At 71.0% G+C, this 22,088-nt stretch carries 17 protein-coding genes; 8 read left to right on the top strand and 9 right to left on the bottom strand.

Annotation, left to right across the window (positions count from 1 at the left end):
* The first annotated feature begins 76 nt into the window (after nucleotides 1-76).
* Nucleotides 77-1,237, top strand: coding sequence for an ROK family transcriptional regulator (locus tag AB0J64_RS17450; protein ID WP_364027618.1), 1,161 nt, complete (start codon nucleotides 77-79; stop codon nucleotides 1,235-1,237).
* Here AB0J64_RS17450 and AB0J64_RS17445 read toward each other — a convergent pair.
* The gene (locus AB0J64_RS17445) at nucleotides 1,234-4,215 is read right to left on the bottom strand and encodes a glycoside hydrolase family 38 C-terminal domain-containing protein (protein ID WP_364027615.1); all 2,982 of its coding nucleotides are present in this window, start codon (nucleotides 4,213-4,215) and stop codon (nucleotides 1,234-1,236) included. The genes AB0J64_RS17450 and AB0J64_RS17445 overlap by 4 nt on opposite strands.
* Before the next feature lie 101 nt (nucleotides 4,216-4,316).
* On the opposite strand from AB0J64_RS17445, the gene AB0J64_RS17440 reads away from it, so the two are divergent.
* A complete protein-coding gene (locus tag AB0J64_RS17440) occupies nucleotides 4,317-4,874 on the top strand; it encodes a dienelactone hydrolase family protein (protein ID WP_364027612.1) in 558 nt (185 codons plus the stop codon).
* A 50-nt stretch (nucleotides 4,875-4,924) separates the two neighbouring features.
* On the opposite strand, the gene AB0J64_RS17435 is transcribed toward AB0J64_RS17440, so the two are convergent.
* The gene (locus AB0J64_RS17435; protein ID WP_364027609.1) at nucleotides 4,925-5,071 is read right to left on the bottom strand and encodes a hypothetical protein; all 147 of its coding nucleotides are present in this window, start codon (nucleotides 5,069-5,071) and stop codon (nucleotides 4,925-4,927) included.
* Nucleotides 5,072-5,098: 27 nt separating this feature from the next.
* On the opposite strand from AB0J64_RS17435, the gene AB0J64_RS17430 reads away from it, so the two are divergent.
* The 4 genes from AB0J64_RS17430 to AB0J64_RS17415 all read left to right on the top strand — a co-directional run bounded on the left by AB0J64_RS17430 (nucleotide 5,099) and on the right by AB0J64_RS17415 (nucleotide 12,347).
* Nucleotides 5,099-6,148, top strand: coding sequence for a ThiF family adenylyltransferase (locus tag AB0J64_RS17430; RefSeq protein WP_364027606.1), 1,050 nt, complete (start codon nucleotides 5,099-5,101; stop codon nucleotides 6,146-6,148).
* Nucleotides 6,145-7,236, top strand: a complete 1,092-nt coding sequence (locus AB0J64_RS17425; protein WP_364027603.1) for a PqqD family protein — start codon at nucleotides 6,145-6,147, stop codon at nucleotides 7,234-7,236. The genes AB0J64_RS17430 and AB0J64_RS17425 overlap by 4 nt, the downstream gene beginning before the upstream one ends.
* A gap of 138 nt (nucleotides 7,237-7,374) precedes the next feature.
* Nucleotides 7,375-8,472 (top strand): right-handed parallel beta-helix repeat-containing protein, encoded by a 1,098-nt coding sequence (locus AB0J64_RS17420; protein ID WP_364027600.1) that lies wholly within the window; start codon nucleotides 7,375-7,377, stop codon nucleotides 8,470-8,472.
* Nucleotides 8,473-8,618: 146 nt separating this feature from the next.
* The gene (locus tag AB0J64_RS17415; RefSeq protein ID WP_364027597.1) at nucleotides 8,619-12,347 is read left to right on the top strand and encodes a S8 family serine peptidase; all 3,729 of its coding nucleotides are present in this window, start codon (nucleotides 8,619-8,621) and stop codon (nucleotides 12,345-12,347) included.
* Between the two features lie 140 nt (nucleotides 12,348-12,487).
* Here AB0J64_RS17415 and AB0J64_RS17410 read toward each other — a convergent pair whose 3' ends face one another.
* The 7 genes from AB0J64_RS17410 to AB0J64_RS17380 all read right to left on the bottom strand — a co-directional run bounded on the left by AB0J64_RS17410 (nucleotide 12,488) and on the right by AB0J64_RS17380 (nucleotide 20,132).
* Nucleotides 12,488-12,916 (bottom strand): helix-turn-helix domain-containing protein, encoded by a 429-nt coding sequence (locus AB0J64_RS17410; protein WP_364027878.1) that lies wholly within the window; start codon nucleotides 12,914-12,916, stop codon nucleotides 12,488-12,490.
* 31 nt (nucleotides 12,917-12,947) lie between these two features.
* Nucleotides 12,948-14,537 (bottom strand): ABC transporter ATP-binding protein, encoded by a 1,590-nt coding sequence (locus tag AB0J64_RS17405; RefSeq protein WP_364027594.1) that lies wholly within the window; start codon nucleotides 14,535-14,537, stop codon nucleotides 12,948-12,950.
* Nucleotides 14,534-15,595 carry a serine hydrolase domain-containing protein gene (locus AB0J64_RS17400; protein WP_364027591.1) on the bottom strand — a complete coding sequence of 354 codons (1,062 nt, stop codon included), beginning with the start codon at nucleotides 15,593-15,595 and terminating at the stop codon, nucleotides 14,534-14,536. The genes AB0J64_RS17405 and AB0J64_RS17400 overlap by 4 nt, the downstream gene beginning before the upstream one ends.
* On the bottom strand, nucleotides 15,592-16,755 hold the full coding sequence (locus tag AB0J64_RS17395) for an anhydro-N-acetylmuramic acid kinase (protein WP_364027588.1): 1,164 nt from the start codon (nucleotides 16,753-16,755) through the stop codon (nucleotides 15,592-15,594). The genes AB0J64_RS17400 and AB0J64_RS17395 overlap by 4 nt, the downstream gene beginning before the upstream one ends.
* Nucleotides 16,756-16,822: 67 nt before the next feature.
* Nucleotides 16,823-17,641 carry an ABC transporter permease gene (locus tag AB0J64_RS17390; RefSeq protein ID WP_364027585.1) on the bottom strand — a complete coding sequence of 273 codons (819 nt, stop codon included), beginning with the start codon at nucleotides 17,639-17,641 and terminating at the stop codon, nucleotides 16,823-16,825.
* Nucleotides 17,638-18,591, bottom strand: a complete 954-nt coding sequence (locus tag AB0J64_RS17385) for an ABC transporter permease (RefSeq protein ID WP_364027582.1) — start codon at nucleotides 18,589-18,591, stop codon at nucleotides 17,638-17,640. The genes AB0J64_RS17390 and AB0J64_RS17385 overlap by 4 nt, the downstream gene beginning before the upstream one ends.
* A complete protein-coding gene (locus AB0J64_RS17380) occupies nucleotides 18,591-20,132 on the bottom strand; it encodes an ABC transporter substrate-binding protein (RefSeq protein WP_364027579.1) in 1,542 nt (513 codons plus the stop codon). The genes AB0J64_RS17385 and AB0J64_RS17380 overlap by 1 nt, the downstream gene beginning before the upstream one ends.
* An 85-nt stretch (nucleotides 20,133-20,217) precedes the next feature.
* On the opposite strand from AB0J64_RS17380, the gene AB0J64_RS17375 reads away from it, so the two are divergent.
* A complete protein-coding gene (locus tag AB0J64_RS17375) occupies nucleotides 20,218-21,102 on the top strand; it encodes a MurR/RpiR family transcriptional regulator (protein ID WP_364027576.1) in 885 nt (294 codons plus the stop codon).
* Between the two features lie 56 nt (nucleotides 21,103-21,158).
* On the top strand, nucleotides 21,159-22,040 hold the full coding sequence (locus AB0J64_RS17370; RefSeq protein ID WP_364027573.1) for a sulfotransferase: 882 nt from the start codon (nucleotides 21,159-21,161) through the stop codon (nucleotides 22,038-22,040).
* Nucleotides 22,041-22,088 lie beyond the last annotated feature (48 nt).

Genomic DNA, 22,088 nt, shown 5'->3' with positions numbered 1-22,088 from the left:
GTGTTGCCTTGGGTTTGCCCGTGAACGTAAATCAATTTGATTTACTTAGTCAACACTCTGTGGTGACATGGCTCACATGCGACGCGGCACGAATCTGCCGGAAGTGGGGAGCTACAACCGGGCCGTGGTCCTGGAGGCGATCCAGGCGTCCGACGGCATCAGCCGGGTGCAGATCGCCGCCCGCACCAGGCTGACCGCGCAGACCGTCTCCGTGATCGTGCGCAGGCTGCTGGAGGACGGGCTCGTCGTGGAGGACGGGTCCGTGCCGTCACGCGGCGGCAAGCCGCGCACGATCCTGCGCGTGGACCCCGGCGCCGGGTACGCCGTCGGGGTGCACTTCGACCCCAAGGAGATCTCGTGCGTGCTCGCCGACCTGGCGGGGCGGCCGGTCGCGCGGCTGCACCTGCCCGTACGGCCGGGGCTGGAGCCCGAGTCGGTGGTCCGGCAGATGGCCAGGGCGGCGCGGCGGATCCTGCGGGAGGCCGGGGTGGCCGACGGCAAGGTGCTCGGCGTGGGCCTGGCCTGCCCGGGGCCGCTCGACCGGGACGGCGTGATGGTCTGCCCGCCCCGCCTGCCCGAGTGGGACCGGGTGCCGGTCAGGGCGCTGCTGCACGAGCACACGCGCTTCCCCGTGACCGTGGACAACGACGCGACGGCGGCGGCGATCGGGGAGCGGTGGGCGGGGATCGCCCGTACCACGCGCAGCTTCGCCTACCTCTACCTGGGGACGGGCATCGGCGGCGGGATGTTCCTGGACGACCAGATGTATCGGGGGCGGTCGCAGAACGCGGGCGAGTTCGGGCACATCACGGTCGAGCCCGACGGGCCCGAGTGCTACTGCGGCAACCGGGGATGCGTGGAGGCGGTGTGCTGCCCGAGCGCCATCGAGGCCGCCTTCGGGGGAGAGGTCCCGTATGCCGCGATCTGCGTGGCCGCCGCCTCGGGCGAGCCCGAGGCGCGGCAGGTCATCGAACGCGTGGCAGGGCGGCTGGCCGACGCCGCCGTGAGCGTGGTGAACATGCTGGACATCGACCTGCTCGTGCTCGGCGGGCCCGCGCTCAGGGAGGCCGGGGAGATCTATCGCGAGGTGATCGCGCGGGCCGTGTCGAGCAGGCCGCTGGCCAGGCGGTTGCACGCCGTGCGCGTGGAGACCTCGCCGATCGCGGCCGACGCCGCCGCGATCGGCGCGGCCTCCCTGGTCTTCCACCGCACGTACGCGCCCCGCCTGGGTGACTAGGCGCGCTTCAGCCTCAGGGTGACCAGCTCGAACGGGCGCAGCGACACCGACAGCGTCCCCTCACCCGTCGGGCGTTCCAGCAGGTCGGTGGCCACGACCTCCGCGACGGGGAAGCCCGGCGTGAGCGTGGCGCGGGCCCGGCCGCCCCTGGACTCGTGGAAGCGTACGATCACGTCGCCGCTCCCGTCGTCGGCCAGCTTGACGGCGGTCACCACCACCGCGTCGTCGTCCACCATGATCAACGGCTCCACCTCCGCCGCCCCGGCGCCCGTCACGGGACGCTCGGGCAGGTTGACGAAGTAGCCCTCGCGCACCGCGTCGCCGATCGTCGCGCCCGGCACGAGCGCGTGGCGGAAGCGGTGCGCTCCCTGGTCGGTCTCCGGGTCGGGGAAGCGCGGGGCACGCAGCAGGGAGACGCGCAGCGTCGTGGTGGTGCCCGAGTCGCCGACGGTTCGGGTGACGTCGTGGCCGTAGGTCGAGTCGGTGACCAGCGCGACGCCCCAGCCGGGCTCCTCCACGTGCACGAAGCGGTGGTTGCAGGCCTCGAACTTGGCGGCCTCCCAGCTCGTGTTGGTGTGGGTGGCGCGGAAGGTGTGGCCGTACTGGCTCTCCGAGGCGTACCGGTCGGCGCGCACGTCCAGCGGGAACGCCAGCTTGAGGAACTTCTCCGTCTCGTGCCAGTCGACCTCGGTGAGGATGTCGAGCCGCCCGCCGTCGAGCGTGAGCACCTGCGTCACGGTGGACGACCCGAACGAGCGCCGGACGCGCACCCCGCCGCCGTCGAGGCTCACCTCGTCGGCTTCCGTGAGGTCGGTGACCGTGTTGCGGTAGAACTCGTCCACGTCCCAGGCGTCCCACTTGTTCGGGAAGTCGGGATGGAGTTGGAGGAGGTTCGCGGCCTGGCCGGGCGGGACGGTCTCCCGGCCCGCCGTCAGGTCGTAGGCGGACACGACCAGGCCGCGGGCGTCGATCTCCACCCTGAGCAGATCGTTCTCCAGCACGAATCCGCCGCCGTCGCGGTCGCGCGCCTCCGTCCACCGCACGCCGGACACGGCCCGTGCGCCGCCTCCGGGCACGCCGTGGCGGGTGTGCGGGGCTCCGTTGAAGACCACCGTGCGATCGCCGTCGCCCGCCAGGGCGCGCTGGGCCGCGTCGATGATGCCGTTCAGCTCCTCCGCCACCCTCTCGTACGTCCTGCGCGCCTCCCGATGCACCCAGGCGATCGAGGAGCCCGGCAGGATGTCGTGGAACTGGTGCAGCAGCACCGTCTTCCAGAGCCGGTCAAGCTGCTCGTACGGGTACGGAGCGCCCGTGCGCACGGCCGCGGTCGCCGCCCACAGCTCGGCCTCCCTCAGCAGGGACTCGCTGCGCCGGTTGCCCTGCTTGGTCTTGGCCTGACTGGTGAGCGTGGCGCGGTGCAGCTCGAGGTAGAGCTCGCCCACCCAGACCGGCGGGTTCGGGTATTCGGCCTCGGCCTTGGCGAAGAAGTCAGCGGGCGTCTCCCACGTGACGGCCGGCGAGCCCTCCAGGTCGCGCACCCTGGCCGCCTTGGCGACCATCTCGCGCGTCGTGCCGCCGCCGCCGTCGCCCCAGCCCGTCGGCGCGAGCGAGTGCCGCGCGGCCCCCTTGTCCTTGAAGTTGCGCTCCGCGTGCGCCAGCTCACGGCCGCTCATCGAGCAGTTGTACGTGTCCACCGGCGGGAAGTGCGTGAAGATCCGCGTCCCGTCGAGCCCCTCCCACAGGAACGTGTGGTGCGGGAACGTGTTCGTCTGGCTCCACGAGATCTTCTGCGTGAGCAGCCGCTTCGACCCCGCCGCCCTGATGATCTGCGGCAGGCCCGCCGCGAACCCGAACGTGTCCGGCAGCCACGCCTCCTCGTTGTCGATGCCGAACTCGTCGATGAAGAACCGCTTGCCGTGCACGAACTGCCTGGCCATCGCCTCCGAGCCGGGCATGTTCGTGTCGGACTCCACCCACATGCCGCCCGCGGGCACGAACCGGCCCGTGGCCACCGCCTTGACCACCCTCGCCCACACCTCGGGCCGGTGCTCCTTGATCCACGCCCACTGCTGCGCCTGCGACATCGCGAACACGAAGTCCGGCTCGTCCTCCAGCAGCGCGGTCATGTTCGAGGCGGTGCGGGCCACCTTGCGCACGGTCTCGCGCAGCGGCCAGAGCCAGGCCGAGTCGATGTGGGCGTGGCCGACCGCGCTGATCCGGTGCGCCGACGGCACCGCCGGGGACGACAGCACACCGGTCAGCTCCGCCCTGGCGGCGGCCGCCGTACCGTTGACATCCTGGAGATCCACGGCGTCCAGCGCCCGCTCCACGGCCCGCAGCAGCTCCCAGCGGCGGGTGCCGTCGGCGGGCAGCTCCGCCATCAGCTCGCCCAGCACCTCCAGGTCCATCACGAGCTGCCACACGGTCTCGTCGAAGACGGCCAGGTCCATGCGGCCCAGCCGGTACAGCGGGGCGGTGCCCGCCGTCTCCTTGTCACCCAGCTGCGTCGGCTGGAAGGGCGGGACGCCGAGGATGACCGGGTTGGAGGCGGCCTCGACGTGCAGGCGCACCCGCTCACCGCCCTCGACCGGGGAGCCGACCCGTACCCACTGGTTGAGGGGGTTGAGGCCCTTCACCGGGGAGCCGTCAGGGCGGTAGACGAGGCCCTCGGACTGGAAACCCGGCATGTTCGCGTCGAAGCCCAGATCGAGCAGGGCCTCCACGGTCCTGCCCGCCCACTCGGCCGGCACGGTGGCGGTGACCGTGAACCAGCTCGTGCCCCACGGCGCACCCCATGCGGCGCCCGGCGCGATCGGCTCGGGAGTCGCCGCCAGCCCCTCCGCGACCGGTACGGGCTCGCCCGGCGCGTGCCAGACGGCCACGTCCAGCGGCACCGACTCGGGGTGGACGGCCGGGCGGATGCGCTCCTCGAGCACGCGCTTCAGGCGGGCCTCGACCAGATTGCGGTCATCATGCATGTCAGGGGGCTCCCCATGAAAAAGGTGATAAATCAGCCTTAAGCACGTTAAGCAACCTGATCGCGCTGGTCCACCTCCCGCCCCGGTGGTACACAGTCGTCATGGCAGAGATCGTCCTCTTGCACTCCGCACAGGGCCTGCGCCCGGGGGTGGGCGTGGCGGCGGAGGTTCTGCGGTCGGGCGGGCACGTCGTGCGCACGCCCGACTACTACGACGGCGAGGTCTTCGCCGACATCGAGCCGGGTCTGCGCAAGCGTGACGCGCTCGGCCCCGACGAGCTCGCCCGCCGCTTCCGCCGGATCGGGGAGGAGGTGACGGGGCCGACGGTGTTCGCCGGGTTCTCGCTGGGGGCGTACGGGGCGCAGCTGCTCGCCGCGACGCACCCGATGGCGAGGGGCGCGCTGCTCTTCCACGGAGGGGTGGCTCCCGAGGGCGAGTGGCCCGACGGCGTTCCCGTGCAGGTGCACTACGCCGAGCACGATCCGTGGCTGGACAAGGAGGAGATCGCCAGGCTCGCAACGGCGGTGGGGGCGGGATTCGAGTGCTTCGTCTATCCGGGTGATCGGCATCTGTTCGCCGATCCCGGGCTGCCCGGCTACTCGGAAGAGTCGGCGGCGCTCATGTGGAAGCGATCGCTCGCCTTTCTCAGCCGGACATAACGCGATTTCCGCAAATTGGGCCTCCCCTTTCTCTGGCGTTTTATTTACGATCACATCGACCAATCGAGATCGACGGAGGGATCGCGCATGACGATCGAGATCAAGAAGGTCGAAGAAGTCGAGACGACGGGCAACAGCAACAGCTGCTGACCGCTTTCGCGGCCTCCTGCGGAAGCCCCCATCCGCAGGAGGCTCACCTCTCGACCTGCCCTGGAGCCGCCTCCATGCCCAGGATTCAAGTGAATCCGGCGTTTCCCCTTTTCATCGACGAGGCACATGAGCGGGTACGGCTCGGCGATTTCCCGCCGACCGGTCAAATACTGGATCCCGCCCCGCCGCCACTGCGCCGCCTGATCCGGCTCTGCGCCGAGTCGCCCGTCGAGCAGAGCGCATTGCACACCCTCATCGACGGCGTCGATCCGGAGGATATCGACGCGGCGGTCGAGCAACTCCTGGCCGCGCGGATTCTCGTCACGGACGCCGAGCTGGACCTGCTGGCCGGCGAGGCCAGGCTGTCCCGGTTCGGACGGTGGCTGTCCATGTTCCACCCCGCGGAGCAGGCCGCCGCGGCGATCGCGGACCTGTCGCGCACGCACGTCGCGGTGCTCGGCGCGGGCGCCATCGGCGGGCACGTCGCGCTCCAGCTCGCCACCTCGGGCGTGGGCCGGCTGACGATCCTGGACGACGACCGGGTGGAGCTCAGCAACCTGCACCGCCAGCACCTCTACACCGTGCGCGACCTCGGCGAGCCCAAGACGGCCGCCGCCGCCCGCACCCTCCTCGAGCACTGCCCGGACCTGGAGGTCAGGCAGATCGAGCGGCGCATCACCGGCCCCGAGGACGTGATCACCGACGCCGACCTCGTGGTGAACACCGTGGACACGCCGCAGCCGCACATCCGCCGCTGGGTCAACCAGGCCTGCGTCGAGGCGGGCACGCCGTTCGTCACCGGCGGCTTCAACCAGCACGTCGGCCTGGTCGGGCCGCTGGTCGTGCCCGGCAAGACCGGCTGCCTGGCCTGCCAGGAACGCGCGCTCGCCGAGCGCTACGGCGCCGCCACGTTGCCGGTCAGCGACAACCCCGGCCGGATGATCCCGTCGTTCGGGCCCTTGTGCGGGATCGTGTCCGGGATGCTCGCCTCGGAGGTGATCCGCCACCTGACCGGGACCGGCACGCCCGCGATCGAGGGCAGGAGCGTCTGGCTGGATCTGCTCACGCTCACCACCACCGCCCGCGACTTCGACCGGGCGGACGACTGCGAGGTCTGCGCGTGAGGACCGATCTGTCGTTCCTCACCGTCGTCGCCGACGGGCCGGACGACTACGTGATCGGCAACGGCGAGACGTTCGTCAACGTGCCGGGAGTGGCGGCGGCCGTGATCGCGGCACTCGACGGCAGCAGGACGGCCGATGAGGCCCGCGCCCGGGTGCTGGCCGAGCACGGCGTGGACGTGGACGTGGCCGAGTTCGTCACCGGCCTCGAGGGGGCGGGCCTGCTCAGCCGGCCGAGCCGCCCGCCGAACCTCTGGGACCGGATCCGCCCCCGCCACGTGGCCTGGCTCTTCTCCCGGTCCGCCCACGCCGTGCTGGCCCTGCTGAGCGTGGCCGCGGTGGCCGCCGCCGTCGCCAGGCCGCGGATCCTGCCCGGCCTCTCGTCGCTGGTGTGGTCCGACAGCCTCACGTTCACGGTCGCCTTCGCGGCCGGCTCGTGGATCCTCGTGCTGGCGCACGAGCTCGGCCACGTCGCCGCCGCGAGGTCCCTGAACGTGCGGGCGGAGCTGTCGCTCGGCACCCGGCTGCAGTTCCTGGTCGTGCAGACCAGGATCACCGGGATCTGGGGCGTGCCCAGAAGGGCCCGCTACCGCGCGTACCTGGCGGGCATGCGGGTCGACTGGTTCCTGGTCTGCGCGGGGGCGTGCGTTCTGTACGTCGTCGACCTCGCCGTCGTGCGGCTGGTCATGGTCATCTGCCTGTCGCAGATCGCCTGGCAGTTCCTGTTCTTCATGCGTACCGACGTCTACTACGCCTTCGCCAACGCCAGCGGGAACAAGAACCTCATGGCGGACGCGCAGGCGTATCTGCGTGCCGTGCTCGCGGGCAGGGCGCGGCAGGCCCGCCGCAGCGTCCGCGTCTACGCGTGGTTCCTGGCGGTGGGGCGGGTGCTCGGGCTGGGGTTCTTCGCCCTCTACACGGTGCCGATCACGGTCGCGGTGGTGCGGCGGTCGGTCGCGGAGCTGCCCGGCTGGCAGCCCGTCGCCGCGCTCGGCCTGGTGGCCGCCGGATGGCTGCTCTACCTCGCCCTGCTCGGCCGCCGGCTGATCGCCTTAGCGAGGAGCGGAGCGCTTCGGCGAAGCCGCCGCTGAGACGGTCGTGCTTTTCGGGGGAATGGAGAAGAGCTCACTTCGGTGAGGTTTTCCGGTCGGGGCAGCGCCGGTGCCGTGACTTTTCCGGTACGTGATTGTCGCGCATGCTGATCACGCTGTCTCGAAAGGGAGCGGAACATGTCAAGAATTCACGCGTTGGCCATGGCGGTGGTCTTATCCATCGCCCTGGCGGCGGGGCCCGCCAGGGCGGACACGGTGGCCTGCGGCGACGTGCTGACCGCCGGCGTCACACTCAGCGCCGACCTGAACTGCGCGGGCGACGGGCTGACCGTCGACGCCGACGGCGTCACCGTCGACCTGGCGGGCCACACCATCACCGGTGCCGGTACGGGAGTCGGCATCAGGGTCTCCAACCACACGGGAGTCGTCGTCAAGGACGGCGCCATCACCGGCTTCACCAGGGGCGTCGACGCCTTCTCCGCCACCGTCGACCTGGTGGACGCCAAGGCCGCGGCGGTGCGGGGGAGCTGGTCGAACCTGCACGTCAGCGGCACTCCGGCCAACTGCGTCATTGACGGGCTCTTCGCCAAGGACGGGGACGAGTTGACCGTCGATCACTGCGTCGTGCACGGCACGGTCAGTGTCTTCTCCATGCACGGCGGCGCGCTGCGGATCAAGGACAGCAAGCTGGCCGGTGGCTCCCTGGACATCTTCCAGTCCGACAACGGCGTCTATTCCGGCAACGTCTTCGACGATTTCCCGGTCTCGCTGGGCTTCGAATGCCGGCACAGCATTTTCCGGTACAACCTGTTCAAGAACGCGGCCACGGCACTGGACGTCGATGCCATGACCACGCCGGCGAATGCCGGCACCGTCGAGCGGAACGTTTTCCTGGGAAATGACATCGGCCTGCGTGCCCGGCAGCACTTCCGCAACGTCGTGGTGCGCAACAACGTGTTCAACGGCAATCGCACGGTGGGCATGCTGGTGGAGAACTCCCTCGCGATCGCGAGCCCCGACCCGGTGGCCGGCAACGTCTTCACCTTCAACGGGCGTTCCCCGAGCGGGATCATCGACGGCGCGGGCAACGTCGTGCGCGGCGGGTTGCATCTGCGATCGGTGACCACGCCACCGGGTCAGATCACGTTGAAGGGGAACGTGGGTCACGGCAACGACGGGCCGCTCATCTGGGCGCCGCCCGGCCAGGTCACCGACGGCGGCGGCAACCAGGGCCCATGTGAGCCCACTCCCAACCCGGACCTCACCTGCTTCTAGTACTGCGGCTCTCGGAGACGGCCGCGCCCTCACGGTGGCGGATTCCCGACAAGTCGGGAAGTGGCCACACCTGCCTCATAGACAGCGCCCTATCCGGATGACTAGGAATGCGGTATTCGTGCTTACCGATTTTCTGGAGGTCGTCCATGGGGCGATGGGGGGCTGCGGCCGTCTCCATGGTCATGGTCGCATCGGTGCTCGCGGCTCCCGGCGCGCACGCGGACACCGTATTGCCCGGGTCGTTCACCAACGCCCCGCCGAGCGACGAGATCACGCTGATCACCGGCGACCAGGTGCAGGTGCGGGCCGTGGACGGCGAGCACCACGCGGTGACGGTCACCCCGGCGCCGCGGGCGGACGGGTCCGTCCCGACGTTCCAGGTGCTGGAGTCGGAGGGCGGCGTGACCGTCATTCCCGACGACGTCGCGGCCCTGGTACCCGAGCGGCTCGACACTGCGCTGTTCAACGTGACCGAGTTAGCCGAGCAGGGCTTCGGTGCCGCCATCCCGCTCATCCTCACGTACGCGGGCAACACCACGAAGGCCGCCATCCCCGCCGCGAAGCAGGTCCGGACGCTGGAGAGCATCGGCGGCGCGGCCGTCCAGGTGGACAAGCGGGACGCGGCGCAGTTCGGGGCGGAGCTGGCCAAGCTGGGGTCCGTCCCGAACCTGCGCGCCGCCGGGCCGCTGGCGGGCGTGGCGAAGATCTGGCTCGACCGCAAGGTGAAGCCGGCGCTGGAGCAGAGCGTGCCGCAGATCGGCGCGCCCGAGGCGTGGGCCGCCGGGTACGACGGCACCGGCACGACCGTGGCCGTCCTCGACACCGGCGTGGACGCCACGCACCCCGACCTCGCGGGCAAGGTCGCCGACCAGCGCGACTTCACCGGCCAGAGCGTCACGGGCGACCCCCAAGGACACGGCACCCACGTGGCCAGCACCATCGCGGGCACGGGAGCGGGCGGCATCGGCAAGGGCGTCGCGCCCGGAGCGAAGCTGCTCAACGGCCGCGTGCTCGACGCCGACGGCTACGGCCAGCTGTCCTGGATCATCGATGGCATGGAGTGGGCGGCCGGCGAGAAGCACGCCGAGATCGTCAACATGAGCCTCGCCAGCCGCGAGCCGGGCGGCCCGCTCACCGCGGCCGCGACGCGGCTCAGCAAGCAGTACGGCACGCTCTTCGTGGTTGCGGCCGGCAACGACGGCTGCGACCAGTGCGTGGGCTCCCCAGGCGACACCCCCGAGGCGCTGACCGTCGGCGCGGTGGACAAACAGGACGAGCTGGCGCCGTTCTCCAGCCGGGGCCCGATCACCGCCGACCTGGCCGTCAAGCCCGACATCACCGCCCCCGGCGTGGACATCACCGCCGCAAAGACGGGCGGCGGCAGCCTCACGCTCTCCGGCACCTCGATGGCGACCCCGCACGTGGCGGGCGCGGCGGCGCTGCTGCGGCAGGCCCGCCCGGGGATCGCCGGCAACGAGCTGAAGTCGCTGCTCATGGCCAGTGCCAGGCCGGGCCAGGACATCGACGTGGACGCCCAGGGCGCGGGCCGCGTCGACGTGGCCGCCGCGCTCAAGGACACGGTCGTGGCCTCGACGGGCTCGGCCGGCTTCGGCAAGCTGACCACCGGCGAGCAGAAGAGCCTCACCGTCGGCTACCACAACCTCGGCCGAACCCCCGCCGAGCTGAGCCTTTCGACCGGCGACGCGTTCACCGTCGAGCCGTCGAAGCTCACGGTGCCCGCCGGAGGGACGGCCGAGGTGAAGGTCACCGCCAAGGCGGACCAGGCCGGCCTGCTGCGCCAGGAGCTGACGGCTGCCGTCACTGGTGGCGCCACGGTACGCACGCTGCTGACGGGCAGTGTCGACGAGAAGCGGGTCGAGCTACGCGTACGCGGCATCGCCAGGGACGGCCGCACCGCCCGCGGCGGCTTCACCGTGCTCAACCTCGACGAAGGCACCCTGGTCGGCCGCCTGCTCCCCGGCGACCCGTCCCAGCCCTGCACCGACCAGAAGTACGGCAGCGGCACCTGCCTGCTCGTCAAGCCCGGCACCTACTCCGTGCTCGGCCACATCTTCACCATGCCCGCCACGCAGGACAGCACCACCGGCGGCAAGCCGCTCAACGAGAGCCTGGTCGGCGACCCGGAAATGGAGATCACCGGGAACACCGAGGTCGTGCTGGACGCCCGCAAGGCCGTGGAGGTCAAGGTCGAGACGCCCGACCACACGACCAAGCGGAACACCGGGGCCGCCGCCGCCCTCATGTGGTACCGCTCGAGCAAGACCGACACCGCGCTGCGCGGCGGCACCACGATCTCGCCCGGCGGGCAGATCGAGGAGCGGCTGTTCGTCCAGCCGACCAGGAAGGTCACCAAGGGCACGTTCATCGTCGCCACCCGCTGGCGGCTGACCGCCCCCGAGATCACCCTGTCGACGCCCGGCCTGGAGCTCGACCCGCAGTACGTCGACCCCGTCCAGTTCAGCGACTTCGCCACCGAGTACCCGCGCCTGGACGGAACCCGGCTCCTCATGGCCGTGGACGTGGGCCGGGGCAGCGCCGAGGAGATCAAGGCCCGCGACCTGCGCGGCAAGCTCGCCGTCATCCGGCGCACCGACGGAGTGCCCGTCTCCACGCAGTCGAATGCGGCCGCGGCCGCCGGGGCCAAGATGGTCGCCGTCTACAGCGACCAGCCGGGCGCCGACGTCACCACCGGCGGCAACAAGGTCAAGCTCGCCGTCCCGACCGTGCGGCTGACGCACGAGGAAGGGCTGAAGCTGGTGGAGCGGCTGCGCCGCCTGCCGGTGCCGGTCCTGGCCAAGGGCATCGTCGCCAGCCCGTACGTCTACGACCTGTACCTGCGCGAGAAGGGCCGGGTACGCGACTCGCTCACGTACACGGTGCGGTCGAAGTCGCTGGCCAGGATCGAGACCGGCTACCACAGCCAGCTGTCCGACGACGTGATGATGAACGAGGCCAGGTTCGTCTTCGAGCCGTGGGACACCTCGTCCATCTCCACGAACCTCCCCCTGGCCAAGACGCCGCGTACCCGCACCGACTACGTCACCCCCGACCCCGAGCTGAAGTGGAGCTCGTCGGCGGGCAGCCCGGAGCGGCCCTACAACAACATGTGGCCGCACCCCGACACGCCGCGCATCTTGATGTCGTCGCCGGAGTTCCGCCCCTACAAGGTGGGGGAGCGGGTCAGCCGGACGCTGTTCAAGCAGCCGCTGATGCCCGGCATCAACCCGCGCAACCCGCTGCGCCGGGACGGCGACCGGCTGCGCATCTCGATGCAGGGCTTCGTGGACGCCGACCGGAACTACGGTGACGGGTACACCAGCATGTTCGAGCATGGCCTGAAGTCCGACTTCCGGCTCTACCAGGGCGACAAGCTGCTGCTGCAGACGAACTACCTGCCCTCGGGGTCGGGCATGCTCCCGCCGGAGCGGGCCACGTACCGGATCGAGTACGACCTCGCCAACGAGGCCGAGTGGGCGAAGCTGTCAACGCGTACGAAAGCGGTGTGGACGTTCGGCTCGGAGCACACCACGGAGACGACGGTGGTGCCGCTGCTGCTGGCCTCGTTCGACGCGCCCGTGGACCTGAAGAACCAGGCCACGTCGCACCGGCTCGGCCTGTCGCTCTACCACCAGGAGGGCGCGGAGCAGAGCGCGGTCAAGGACGTCTCGCTGGAGGTGTCGTACGACGACGGCACCACCTGGACGAAGGCACGCCTTCGTGCCAAGGGCGAGCGGTCCTACGAGACCACGCTCGGCCGCTCGCCGTCCGGGTTCGTCTCGCTGCGGCTGAACGCCACCGACGTCAACGGCAACACCCTCTCGCAGGAGGTGATCCGCGCTTACGCGGTGCGCTGAACGCCGTGCATGAGGGTGTCGAGCACCTTCGTGGCCGGCGCGTCAGGATCTGAAGCTGGGGGAGAGCCGTGCGCGGCCTCCCCCAGCAGCGCGAGATACGCCCGCTGGCCGATGACCGGCCGGCGCGGGCAGGCTGCTTTCTACTGTGGCTGGTGCACGCGGATCACGGCCATGTCCTCCTGACGCACGGGCTCGCGGCAGTGCGCGCACACCATGACCGGCTCCAGCGTCTCGCCGCAGCTGTGCCGCCACACCGTCGGCGGCTCGCCCGGCGTGACGTAGCGGTCGCCCCAGTCCATGAGCGACAGCAGCACCGTGTGCAGCGCCTGGCCGGCCTCGGTCAGCACGTACTCGTGGCGCGGCGGGTGCTCCTCGTACAGCTCGCGCTCCAGCAGCCCGAGCTCCTCCAGCTTGCGCAGCCGGGCGGTGAGGATGTCGCGGCTGGCGCCGGTGTTGCGGGCGATCTGGTCGAAGCGGCGTACGCCCAAGGTGATCTCCCGCATGGCCAGCAGGCTCCACCGCTCGCCGACGACCGCCAGCGCGTTGGCGATCGAGCATTCCCTGGGCATCGTCACCTCCGAGAGCGTTCGGAATTCCAACTTACCTGCTGCCGGGGATCGCCGCGAGCAGCTCGCGGGTGTAGCCCTCCGAGGGGTGGTCGAAGATGTCCTCGGAGGTGCCGCTCTCCACGATCCGGCCGTCGCGCATGACGTGCACCTCGTGCGAGATCATCCGCACCACGGCCAGGTCGTGGCTGATGAACAGGTAGCTGAGCCCCAGCTCCCGCTGCAGCTCGGCGAGCAGCTCCAGGATCTGCGCCTGCACCAGCACGTCCAGCGCGGAGACGGCCTCGTCCAGCACCACCAGATCGGGCGAGAGGGCCAGCGCCCTGGCGATGGCCACCCGCTGGCGCTGGCCGCCGGACAGCTCGTGCGGCAGCCGCTCGGCCATGGACGCGGGCAGCGCCACCTTCTCCAGCAGTTCGGCCGCGGCTTTCTTGCGTTCCGCCGCGCTACCGACGCGGTGCACGCGCAGCGGCTCGGCGATCGACTTCCCGACCGGGTAGCGGGGGTCGAGCGAGGCGTACGGGTTCTGGAAGACGGGCTGCACCCGCCTGCGGAACGCGAACAGCTCCCGCCTGCCGAGCCCCGCCAGGTCCGTGCCGTCGAAGCGGATGCTGCCGGAGGTGGCCTCGTCGAGGCCGAGCAGCAGGTTCGCGGTGGTCGACTTGCCCGAGCCCGACTCGCCCACGATCGACACGGTACGGCCCCGCGGGATGCGGAACGAGACCGCGTCCACGGCGGTCAGCTCCTCGCCGGTGCCCCTGATCGGGAACACCTTGCGCAAACCCTCCACGACCACCAGGTCCTCGGCCTCCCGGGGAGGTTCCGCGACCCGTACCGACGACAGGCTCGGCACGGCCTTGAGCAGCCGCCTGGTGTAGTCGTGCCCCGGCTCTGCCAGGATCTCGGCCGCCCGCCCGGTCTCCACGATCCGGCCGTCGTGCATGACGGCCACCACGTCGGCCCGCTCCGCCGCCAGCGCCAGGTCGTGCGTGATCAGCAGGACGGCCGTGCCCATCTCGGCGGTGAGCTGCTCCAGCTGGTCGAGGATGCGCCGCTGCACGGTCACGTCCAGCGCGGAGGTGGGCTCGTCGGCGATGAGCAGCTTCGGCCGGCAGGCCAGCCCCATCGCGATCAGCGCGCGCTGCCGCATGCCACCGGAGAACTCGTGCGGGTACTGCCCGATCCGCCGCGCCGGGTCGGGGATGCCGACGAGGTCGAGCAGCTCGAGCACGCGTTCCCTGGCCGCCTTGCCGGTGGCGACGCCGTGCACCTCGAGCGCCTCGGCGATCTGGTCGCCGATGCGCATGAGCGGGTTGAGGTTCGACATGGGGTCCTGCGGGACCAGGCCGATGCCGGCGCCGCGGATCGCGGTCATCTCGCGCTCGCTCGCCCGGGCCAGGTCGCGGCCGTCGAACAGCACCTGGCCGCCGGTGATGCGGCCGTTGTCGGGCAGCAGCCGGTTGACCGCCGCCGCCGTGGTGGTCTTGCCGGAGCCGGACTCGCCGACCACCGCGACGGTCTGGCCGGGCAGGATCTCCATCGAGACGTCCTTGACGACCGTGACGTCCTGCTTGCGGGTGCGGAAGGCGACCGAGAGGTCACGGATCTCCAGGAGGGGCGTCATGCTGTCCTCGATCGTTGCGTGGTGGCCTGGAGGAGGTCGTCCCAGAGGGCGTCGGTGGGGGTGGGCTCGCCCCGGACGAGCAGGCGGTTGCTCGCCAGGGCCAGGGCGATGTCGCGGCCGGGGACGAAGCCGACCGCGCAGCCCACGTAGCCGGGGTGGCCGAGCACGGTCACGGTCTCGTCCCACAGCCTCAGCTCGTACGTACGGAACCCCAGGGCCTGCCCGGCGTCCGGCCCAGGGGTGAAGAACTCCCGGGCGATCTCGGGCCGCCACAGCCGGTCGTGCTCCTCGTACCGGGACATCGCCAGGCCGTACGCGAGCAGGTCCGGCACGGTCGAGAAGAGCCCGGCGTGCCCGGACACCCCGCCGAAGGCGTGATAGGCGTTGCCGTCGGCGACCTCGCCGAGCATGGGCTCGCGCCGCCAGCCCGCGAAGTCGGAGCTGCGGTACGGGACGGGGTACGGCCGGCCGGTGTCGAGCATGGTCATCTCGACCTGGTCGTCCAGGGCGCTCATGGCCACCTCCGGGCCCGCGGGGCGGGCGTACGTGGTGGACGTGAGGCCGAGCGGCCCGGTGACCAGCTCGGCCACGGCCTGGTCCAGGCTCAGCCCGGTGACGGCCGCGACGATCCGGCCGAGCATGACGAAGCCCAGGTCGGAGTAGTGGCGTGCGCGCCCGGGCCGGTAGCGCGGCGGTGGCGGGTCCGCCTGGATGTAGAGCGGCCACCACTCCCACAGCCCGCCCCGGTGCAGGAGCAGGTCCCGCACCGTGATCGCCTCGTACGAGCGCGACACGTACGTGTTCAGCGGCGCGTCCAGGTCCACGAGCCGGTCGGACACCAGCCGGATGAGCGCCGTCGTGGTGGCGACGACCTTCGTGACCGAGGCCAGGTCGTGAAAGGTCTCCAGGGTCATCGGCGCCTCGCCGACGCGCTCGCCGCCCTCCCAGCGCACGGTCCGGTGGCCGGTGCACTCGGTCAGGTCGAACCACGGCGTCCGCGCGGCCATGACCACCCCGGCGGGCGCGTTCACCGCCTGAGCATCCTCCGGCGCGTTCATCGCGTGAGCACCAGCGAGCGCGGCGGCTCGGCCACCGGCGCCGGCAGGACGAGCGGGCCCGCGCCCGGCGTCAGCGTGCCGAGGATGCGGGCGGCCCGGGCGCCCGTCCCGCCCGGCACGGTGCCCGGCAGCCCGTGCGCGGTCAGCCAGCCGATCAGCGCGAACGCGATGGCCTCCTTGTCGTCGGAGGGGGCGCCGTAGTCGTCGGACGGCGCCACGTCCACGCCGGGCAGCGCCGCCCGCAGCCCGTCCATGATCACGGGGTTGCGGCAGCCGCCGCCCGAGACGACCAGCGCGCCCACTCCGGCGGCCCGCACGTCCCTGGCGACCGTGCGCACGGTCAGCTCGGTGAGCGTGGCCACCAGGTCGGCGTCGGACACCTCGTGCCCCGCTGCAGCCAGGGCGGCCTCCACGTACCCGAGGTGGAACAGCTCCTTGCCGGTGCTCTTCGGCGCGGCCAGCCCGTAGTACGGCTCGTCCAGCAGCACCTCCAGCAGCCGCTCGGCCACCCGTCCCGAGGCCGCGATCCGGCCGTCCTCGTCGAAGCCGCGCTCGTTCAGCCCCCGGCTCGTCACCACCGCGTCGATCAGCGCGTTCGCGGGCCCGATGTCGTAGGCGTACAGCTCGCCGCCGCTGACCACGGTCATGTTCGCGATGCCGCCCAGGTTGAGCGCCGCCGCGCCGCCCTGGTGCGCGCCGAGCAGCAGCCCGTCCAGCACCGACACCAGCGGCGCCCCGTGTCCGCCGGCCGTGATGTCCCTGATGCGCACATCCGACAGCACGGGGACGCCGGTCCGCTCGGCGATCCACGCGGGCTGCCCGATCTGCAGCGTGCCGAGCGCGTGCGTGCCCTCCACCCAGTGGTAGACGGTCTGCCCGTGCGAGACGATCAGGTCGACGGGACCGCCCAGCGCGACGGCCGAGGCCGCGGCGTCGGCGAAGCTCTGCCCGATGAGCGTGTCGAGCACGCACACCTCGGCCAGCGTCGTCCGCGCGGGCGGCAGCGCCGCGATCAGCCGGGCCCGCAGCTCCGCCGGGTACGGCGTGCTCGCCGTGTGGCCGACGCGGCCTTCGAGCAGGCCGCCGACGAGGCGGAAGTCCACCACGGCCACGTCGATCCCGTCGTGCGACGTGCCGGAGATCATCCCCAGAACTCTCATGCCCACTCCCCGGAAGCCGTCCCCCGTAGCCTGCTGCCCGTCCGCGCCTGAGCCACCAGAATGAGATTCACCGCCTGCCTCGGTTCCGTGGGTCGAGAGTGTCACGCAGGCCGTCGCCGAGCAGGTTCAGGCCCACGACCAGCAGGACGACGACCGCGCCCGGCGCGATCAGCGTCCACGGGGCGATGAGGACCAGGCTGCGCGCCTCGAAGATCATCGAGCCGAGCGACGGCGCGGGCGGCGGCGTGCCCAGGCCGAGGAAGCTCAGCGACGCCTCGGTCAGCACCGCCCAGGACAGCGACAGCGCGATCTGGATGACGACGATCGAGGTGATGTTCGGCAGGACGTGCCGGAGCATGATCTGCCAGCGGCTCATGCCGGTCGAGACGGCCGCCCTGACGTACTCGATCTCCCTGAGCGACAGCACCGGGCCCCGGGTGACGCGGATGAAGATGGGCACGTACACGATGGCGATGGCCACGGCGATCGTGAACCAGTTGCGGTCCAGCACCGACGCCAGCGACAGCGCCAGCAGCAGCGGCGGGAACGCGAACAGCACGTTCGTCACCCCGCCGATCGCCCCGTCGGCCAAGCCGCGGTAGAAGCCGGACACGAGCCCGCCCAGCGTGCCCACCACGGTCGCGAACGCCACCGCGACGACCGCGATGAGCGCCGAGTTGCCCACCCCGGCCGCCACCCGCGAGAAGACGTCCCGGCCGAACTGGTCGGTGCCGAACAGGTGCGCGCCCGAGGGCGCCATGAACCGCGACGGCGGGTGCTGCGCGATCGGGTCGTACGGCAGCAGCCCGGCGTAAGACAGCGCCGCCACGACGGCCAGCAGCAGGAGGATCGCCGCTCCCGTCAGCAGGGCCGGACTTCGCCTCACGACGCCCTCACCCGCGGGTCGATGATCCGGTAGAGCACGTCCGTCAGCAGGTTCACCAGCACGAACGCCAGCGCGATCACCAGGACCGTGCTCTGCACCACCGCGTACTCCTTCTGCTGGATGCCCAGCAGCACCTGCCTGCCGATCCCCGGCACGGAGAAGATCTGCTCCACCACGACCGCGCCGCCCAGCAGGTAGCCGAACTGCAGGCCCGTCATGGTCACGATCGGCACGAGCGCGTTGCCGAGCACGTGCTTGACCTGCAGCCGCCGCTCCGGCACGCCCTTGGCGCGGGCGGTGCGGACGAAGTCGTTCGAGCGGACCTCCAGCACCGCCGTGCGGGTGGTGCGCAGGATCGGCGCCGCGATGCCGAAGCCCAGCACCAGCGCGGGCAGGAGCATCTGCTCCAGGTTGAGCAGCGGGTCCTCGAAGAGCGTGGCGAAGCCCTGCCCGTTGGGGTTGAAGCCGAACGACGCCGCGAAGACCGACAGCAGGGTGGTGGCCAGCAGGAACGCCGGGACCGACAGCCCCGCCAGGCTCACCAGCTGGCCGAGGGCGTCCCTGGGCGAGTTGGTCCTGGAGGCCGCCAGCATGCCGAGCGGCACCCCGATCAGCAGCGCCAGCACGATCGAGAGCACCGCCAGCTCGACCGTCACCGGCAGCGAGTGCAGGGTCAGGTCGAGCACGCTCTGCTGCTGGCGGGCCGAGTAGCCGAGGTTCCCCGTGACCATGTTGCCGAGCCACGAGAAGAACTGCGTGACCAGCGGCTGGTCGAGCCCGTAGTACTGCTCCAGGGCCTGCCGCTGGGCGGGGGTGAGCGCCGCGGCCTCGGTGCCGAGCCCCGCCGTGATCTGGCTGCCGGGGATCGCCCTGAGCATGACGAACACGAGCACGGCCACCCCGAACAGGGTGCCCACCGTGCTGATGACGCGGTTGCGCGTACGCCTCATCAGCTGACGGAGGTGGTCCGCAGGAACTGCAGCGAGCCGCTGGCCATCGGCACGAACCCCTGCACACCTGCCGTCGTGGCAGTGTAGGTGTAGCCGGAGAACAGCCAGATCCAGGGGGCGTTCTCCTCCAGCTCGGCCGAGACCTGGTCGTAGATCGCCTTGCGCGCGGCCTGGTCGGTGGTGGCCTTGCCCTCGGCGAAGAGCTTGTCCAGCTCGGGCGAGCTGTAGCCGGCGACCTTGTTCAGGTTGCCCTTGCTGGTGAAGTAGCGGCCGTAGGAGCCGTCGGGGTCGGGACGTCCGCCGTTGAGCGCGACGGCGGCGTCGAAGTCGGCGGCCACCCAGCGGTCCACGAACGCGCCCGACTCCAGCACCTCCAGGTCCAGGTTGATCTTGGCCTCGGCGAGCTGGGCCTTGAGGTTCTGGGCCTCGTTGACCGAGGTCGCGTACTCGCCCTGGGAGACGATCGTCTTGACGGTCACCCCGCCGGACTTGCCCGCCTTGCCCAGGTACTCGGCCGCTTTGGCCAGGTCACGGGCCGGGCAGGGGCGCTTGTTCGGGTCCGACTTGAACAGCGGGGCGGTGATCGGCCCGGTCACCTCGCCCTCACCCAGCGCGGCGGTGTCGAGCACCTGCTTGCGGTCGATCGCGCACTGGATCGCCAGCCGCACGTTGACGTCCTTGAGGTCGCCGTGCTGCGCGTTGAGCTGCAGCACGTGGTAGTTGAGCTGCGGCGTCTTGGCCACGGTGATCGTGCCGCCGCCCTGCGCGGTCTGCGCGACGAGCGGGTCGTTGAAGACCGCCAGCTGCACGTTGCCCGACTGCATGGCCGACACGATGGACGACTCGTCGGGGATGACCCGGAACTCGACCGCCGGTGCCTTCGGCTTCTCGCCCCAGTACGCGTCGTTCGCGGCCAGCGTGATCGACTGGCTCGCCACGCGGTTCTTGAGCTTGAACGGGCCCGTGCCGTTCGGGGTCGTGTTGAGCTTGTCCTCGGTGTCGTCGGAGGAGAGCATCGCCATGTTGACCGTGGCCAGGTTCGCGGGCAGGGCGGCGTCGGGGCCGGTCAGCTCCAGCACCACGGTGCCCGCGTCGGGAGCCTCGACCGACTTCACCGACGACAGCGACGCCCGGGCCACGGCCGCCGTCTTCTCGTCCATGATCTTGTCCAGGGACGACTTGACGTCCTTGGAGTCGAACGCGCTGCCGTCGGCGAACGTGACGCCCTGCCGGAGCTTGAGTGTGAGTTTCTTGCCGTCGTCCGAGGTCTGCCACGACTCGGCCAGGCCGGGCACCACGTTCAGGTCCTTGTCGAACTCGGTGAGCGTCCCGTACAGGTTCTGCAGCACGTTCACGGCCTGGAACTGGGTGGCCTTCCAGGGGAAGAGCGTGTCCGGGTCGGAGGTCACGCCGACCACGAGGGTCTTGCCGGAGGCGGCGCCGCCGGTGCTCGGGGCCGGACCGGAGGATGAGGAGCAACTGGTGAGTGCGATGGACAGCACGGCGGCGACGCCGGCTGCGGAGAGGGCGCCACGGGGCATGTGGTCTCCTCGGGGGTGTGGGTCATAAAATTACGCAGACCTTACCACCGAGGTACTTTCTTTTCCTTTGCGGGGATGGGCGGGGATGGCCGAGGACGACGGCACCATACTGATCCGCATCCGGGCCGCCATGCCCGCGCTGCGGCCGTCGGAGCGGCGGATCGCGGAGGAGTTCGTCGGCGACCCCGCCGGCGCGGCCAACCTGTCCATCGCCGAGCTGGCCGTCCGCTGCGCGACCTCGACGACCTCGGTGGTGCGCTTCTACCAGCGCATGGGGTACGCCCACTACAAGGATCTCAGGATCGACCTGGCCAGGGCCGTGGCGCGCGAGGAGCTGACCACGTCGAGCCTGCCGGAGGCGTCCGGCGACATCGACCGCGACGACAGCCTGGAGGGCATCGTCTCCAAGGTGGCGACGAACGAGACGCTGTCCATCGCCGACACGGCCCGCGCACTGGACATGGAGGCGCTCGGCGCCGCCGTCTCGCTGCTGCTCGGCGCCCGCAGGATCGACAGCTTCGGCGTGGGCGCGAGCTCCCTCGTGGGGCTCGACCTGCAGCAGAAGCTGTCGCGCATCGGTCGTACCGCCATCAACTGGCACGACTCCCACTCGGCCTGGACGTCGGCGGCCACGCTCGACTCCGCCTGCGTGGCCGTGGCCGTCTCACACACCGGCGCCACCGTGGACAGCGTCGAATTCCTGTCGATCGCCCGCAAGTCCGGCGCCGCCACCGTGGCGATCACGAACTTCCGCGACTCGCCGCTGGCCCGCGCGGCCGACGTGGTGCTCACGACGGCCGCCAGGGAGACGAAGTTCCGCTCGGGTGCGCTGGGCAGCCGCATCGCGCAGCTCATGGTGGTCGACTGCCTGTTCACGGGGGTCGCGCAGGCGTCCTACGACGAGTCGATGGCGGCGCTGCGCAACACGTACGCGGCCGTGCACGAACGCGTCGTCCACAAGCGCGGGTAAAGGTTCACAGGCGGGATTCACCTGGGGTTCACGGGCTGTGTCTACCTTGTAGGCCCATGAGCTGGAGGTACCGGGCCAACACGACGCTGGAGGGCCTGACGGGATACACGTTGACGCGGCGGCCGCGGAAGGAGCCGCCGAAGCCGCCGCCACCGCCGCCGCTGGTGCTCCAGCGGCTGCCCGGCGACGTGGTGCGGCCGCCCGTCGATCCCGCGCACGACCGGCTGCTGCGCGAGCCGGTCTTCCTGCTGTCGTCCGTCCGGTCGGGCTCCACGCTGCTGCGGGTCATGCTCAACAGCCACTCCCGGGTGCACTCACCCATCGAGACGCACTTCAGGCGGGTCAGCGCCGGGCTCGGCACCGAACCCGTACGGCAGGCCATGGAGGCCCTCGGCCACACCCACAGCGACATCGAGCACATCGTGTGGGACCGGCTGCTCCACCGCGAGCTGACCCGCAGCGGCAAGCCGATCCTGGTCGAGAAGACGCCGAGCAACGTGTTCGCCTGGCGGCGCATCTCCGCCTGCTGGCCGGACGCGCGCTTCGTCTTCCTGCTGCGCCACCCCATGTCCATCGTGCAGTCCTGGCACGAGGCCGACCCCGACAGGCGGCCCATGGAGGAGGCCGTGCCGCGCACGCTGAGCTACATGACCTACCTGGAGGAGGCCCGCACCCACCTCGACGGGCTGACCATGCGCTATGAGGAGCTGGTGGCCGAGCCCGAGCGGGAGCTGCGGCGGCTCTGCCTCTTCCTGGGCCTGGAGTTCGAGCCGGTCATGCTGAACTACGGCGAGAAGGACCACGGCGCCTTCGTCAAGGGCATCGGCGACTGGCGCGACAAGATCCGCGCCGGCACGGTCGTCCAGGGCCGTCCCCTCCCGTCGGCGGACGAGGTGCCCGCCGAGCTGCGCGAGATGTGCGGTCTGTGGGGCTACTGATAGTTCGCCGGTGGTTTGCCCGCCATTCGCCGGAGCCTCCGATAGGTT

Source organism: Nonomuraea sp. NPDC049695 (assembly GCF_040674955.1).
Lineage (GTDB): Bacteria > Actinomycetota > Actinomycetes > Streptosporangiales > Streptosporangiaceae > Nonomuraea > Nonomuraea helvata.
The sequence above is the reverse complement of the archived record's forward strand: the minus strand, read 5'-3'. Positions and strand labels throughout refer to the sequence as shown.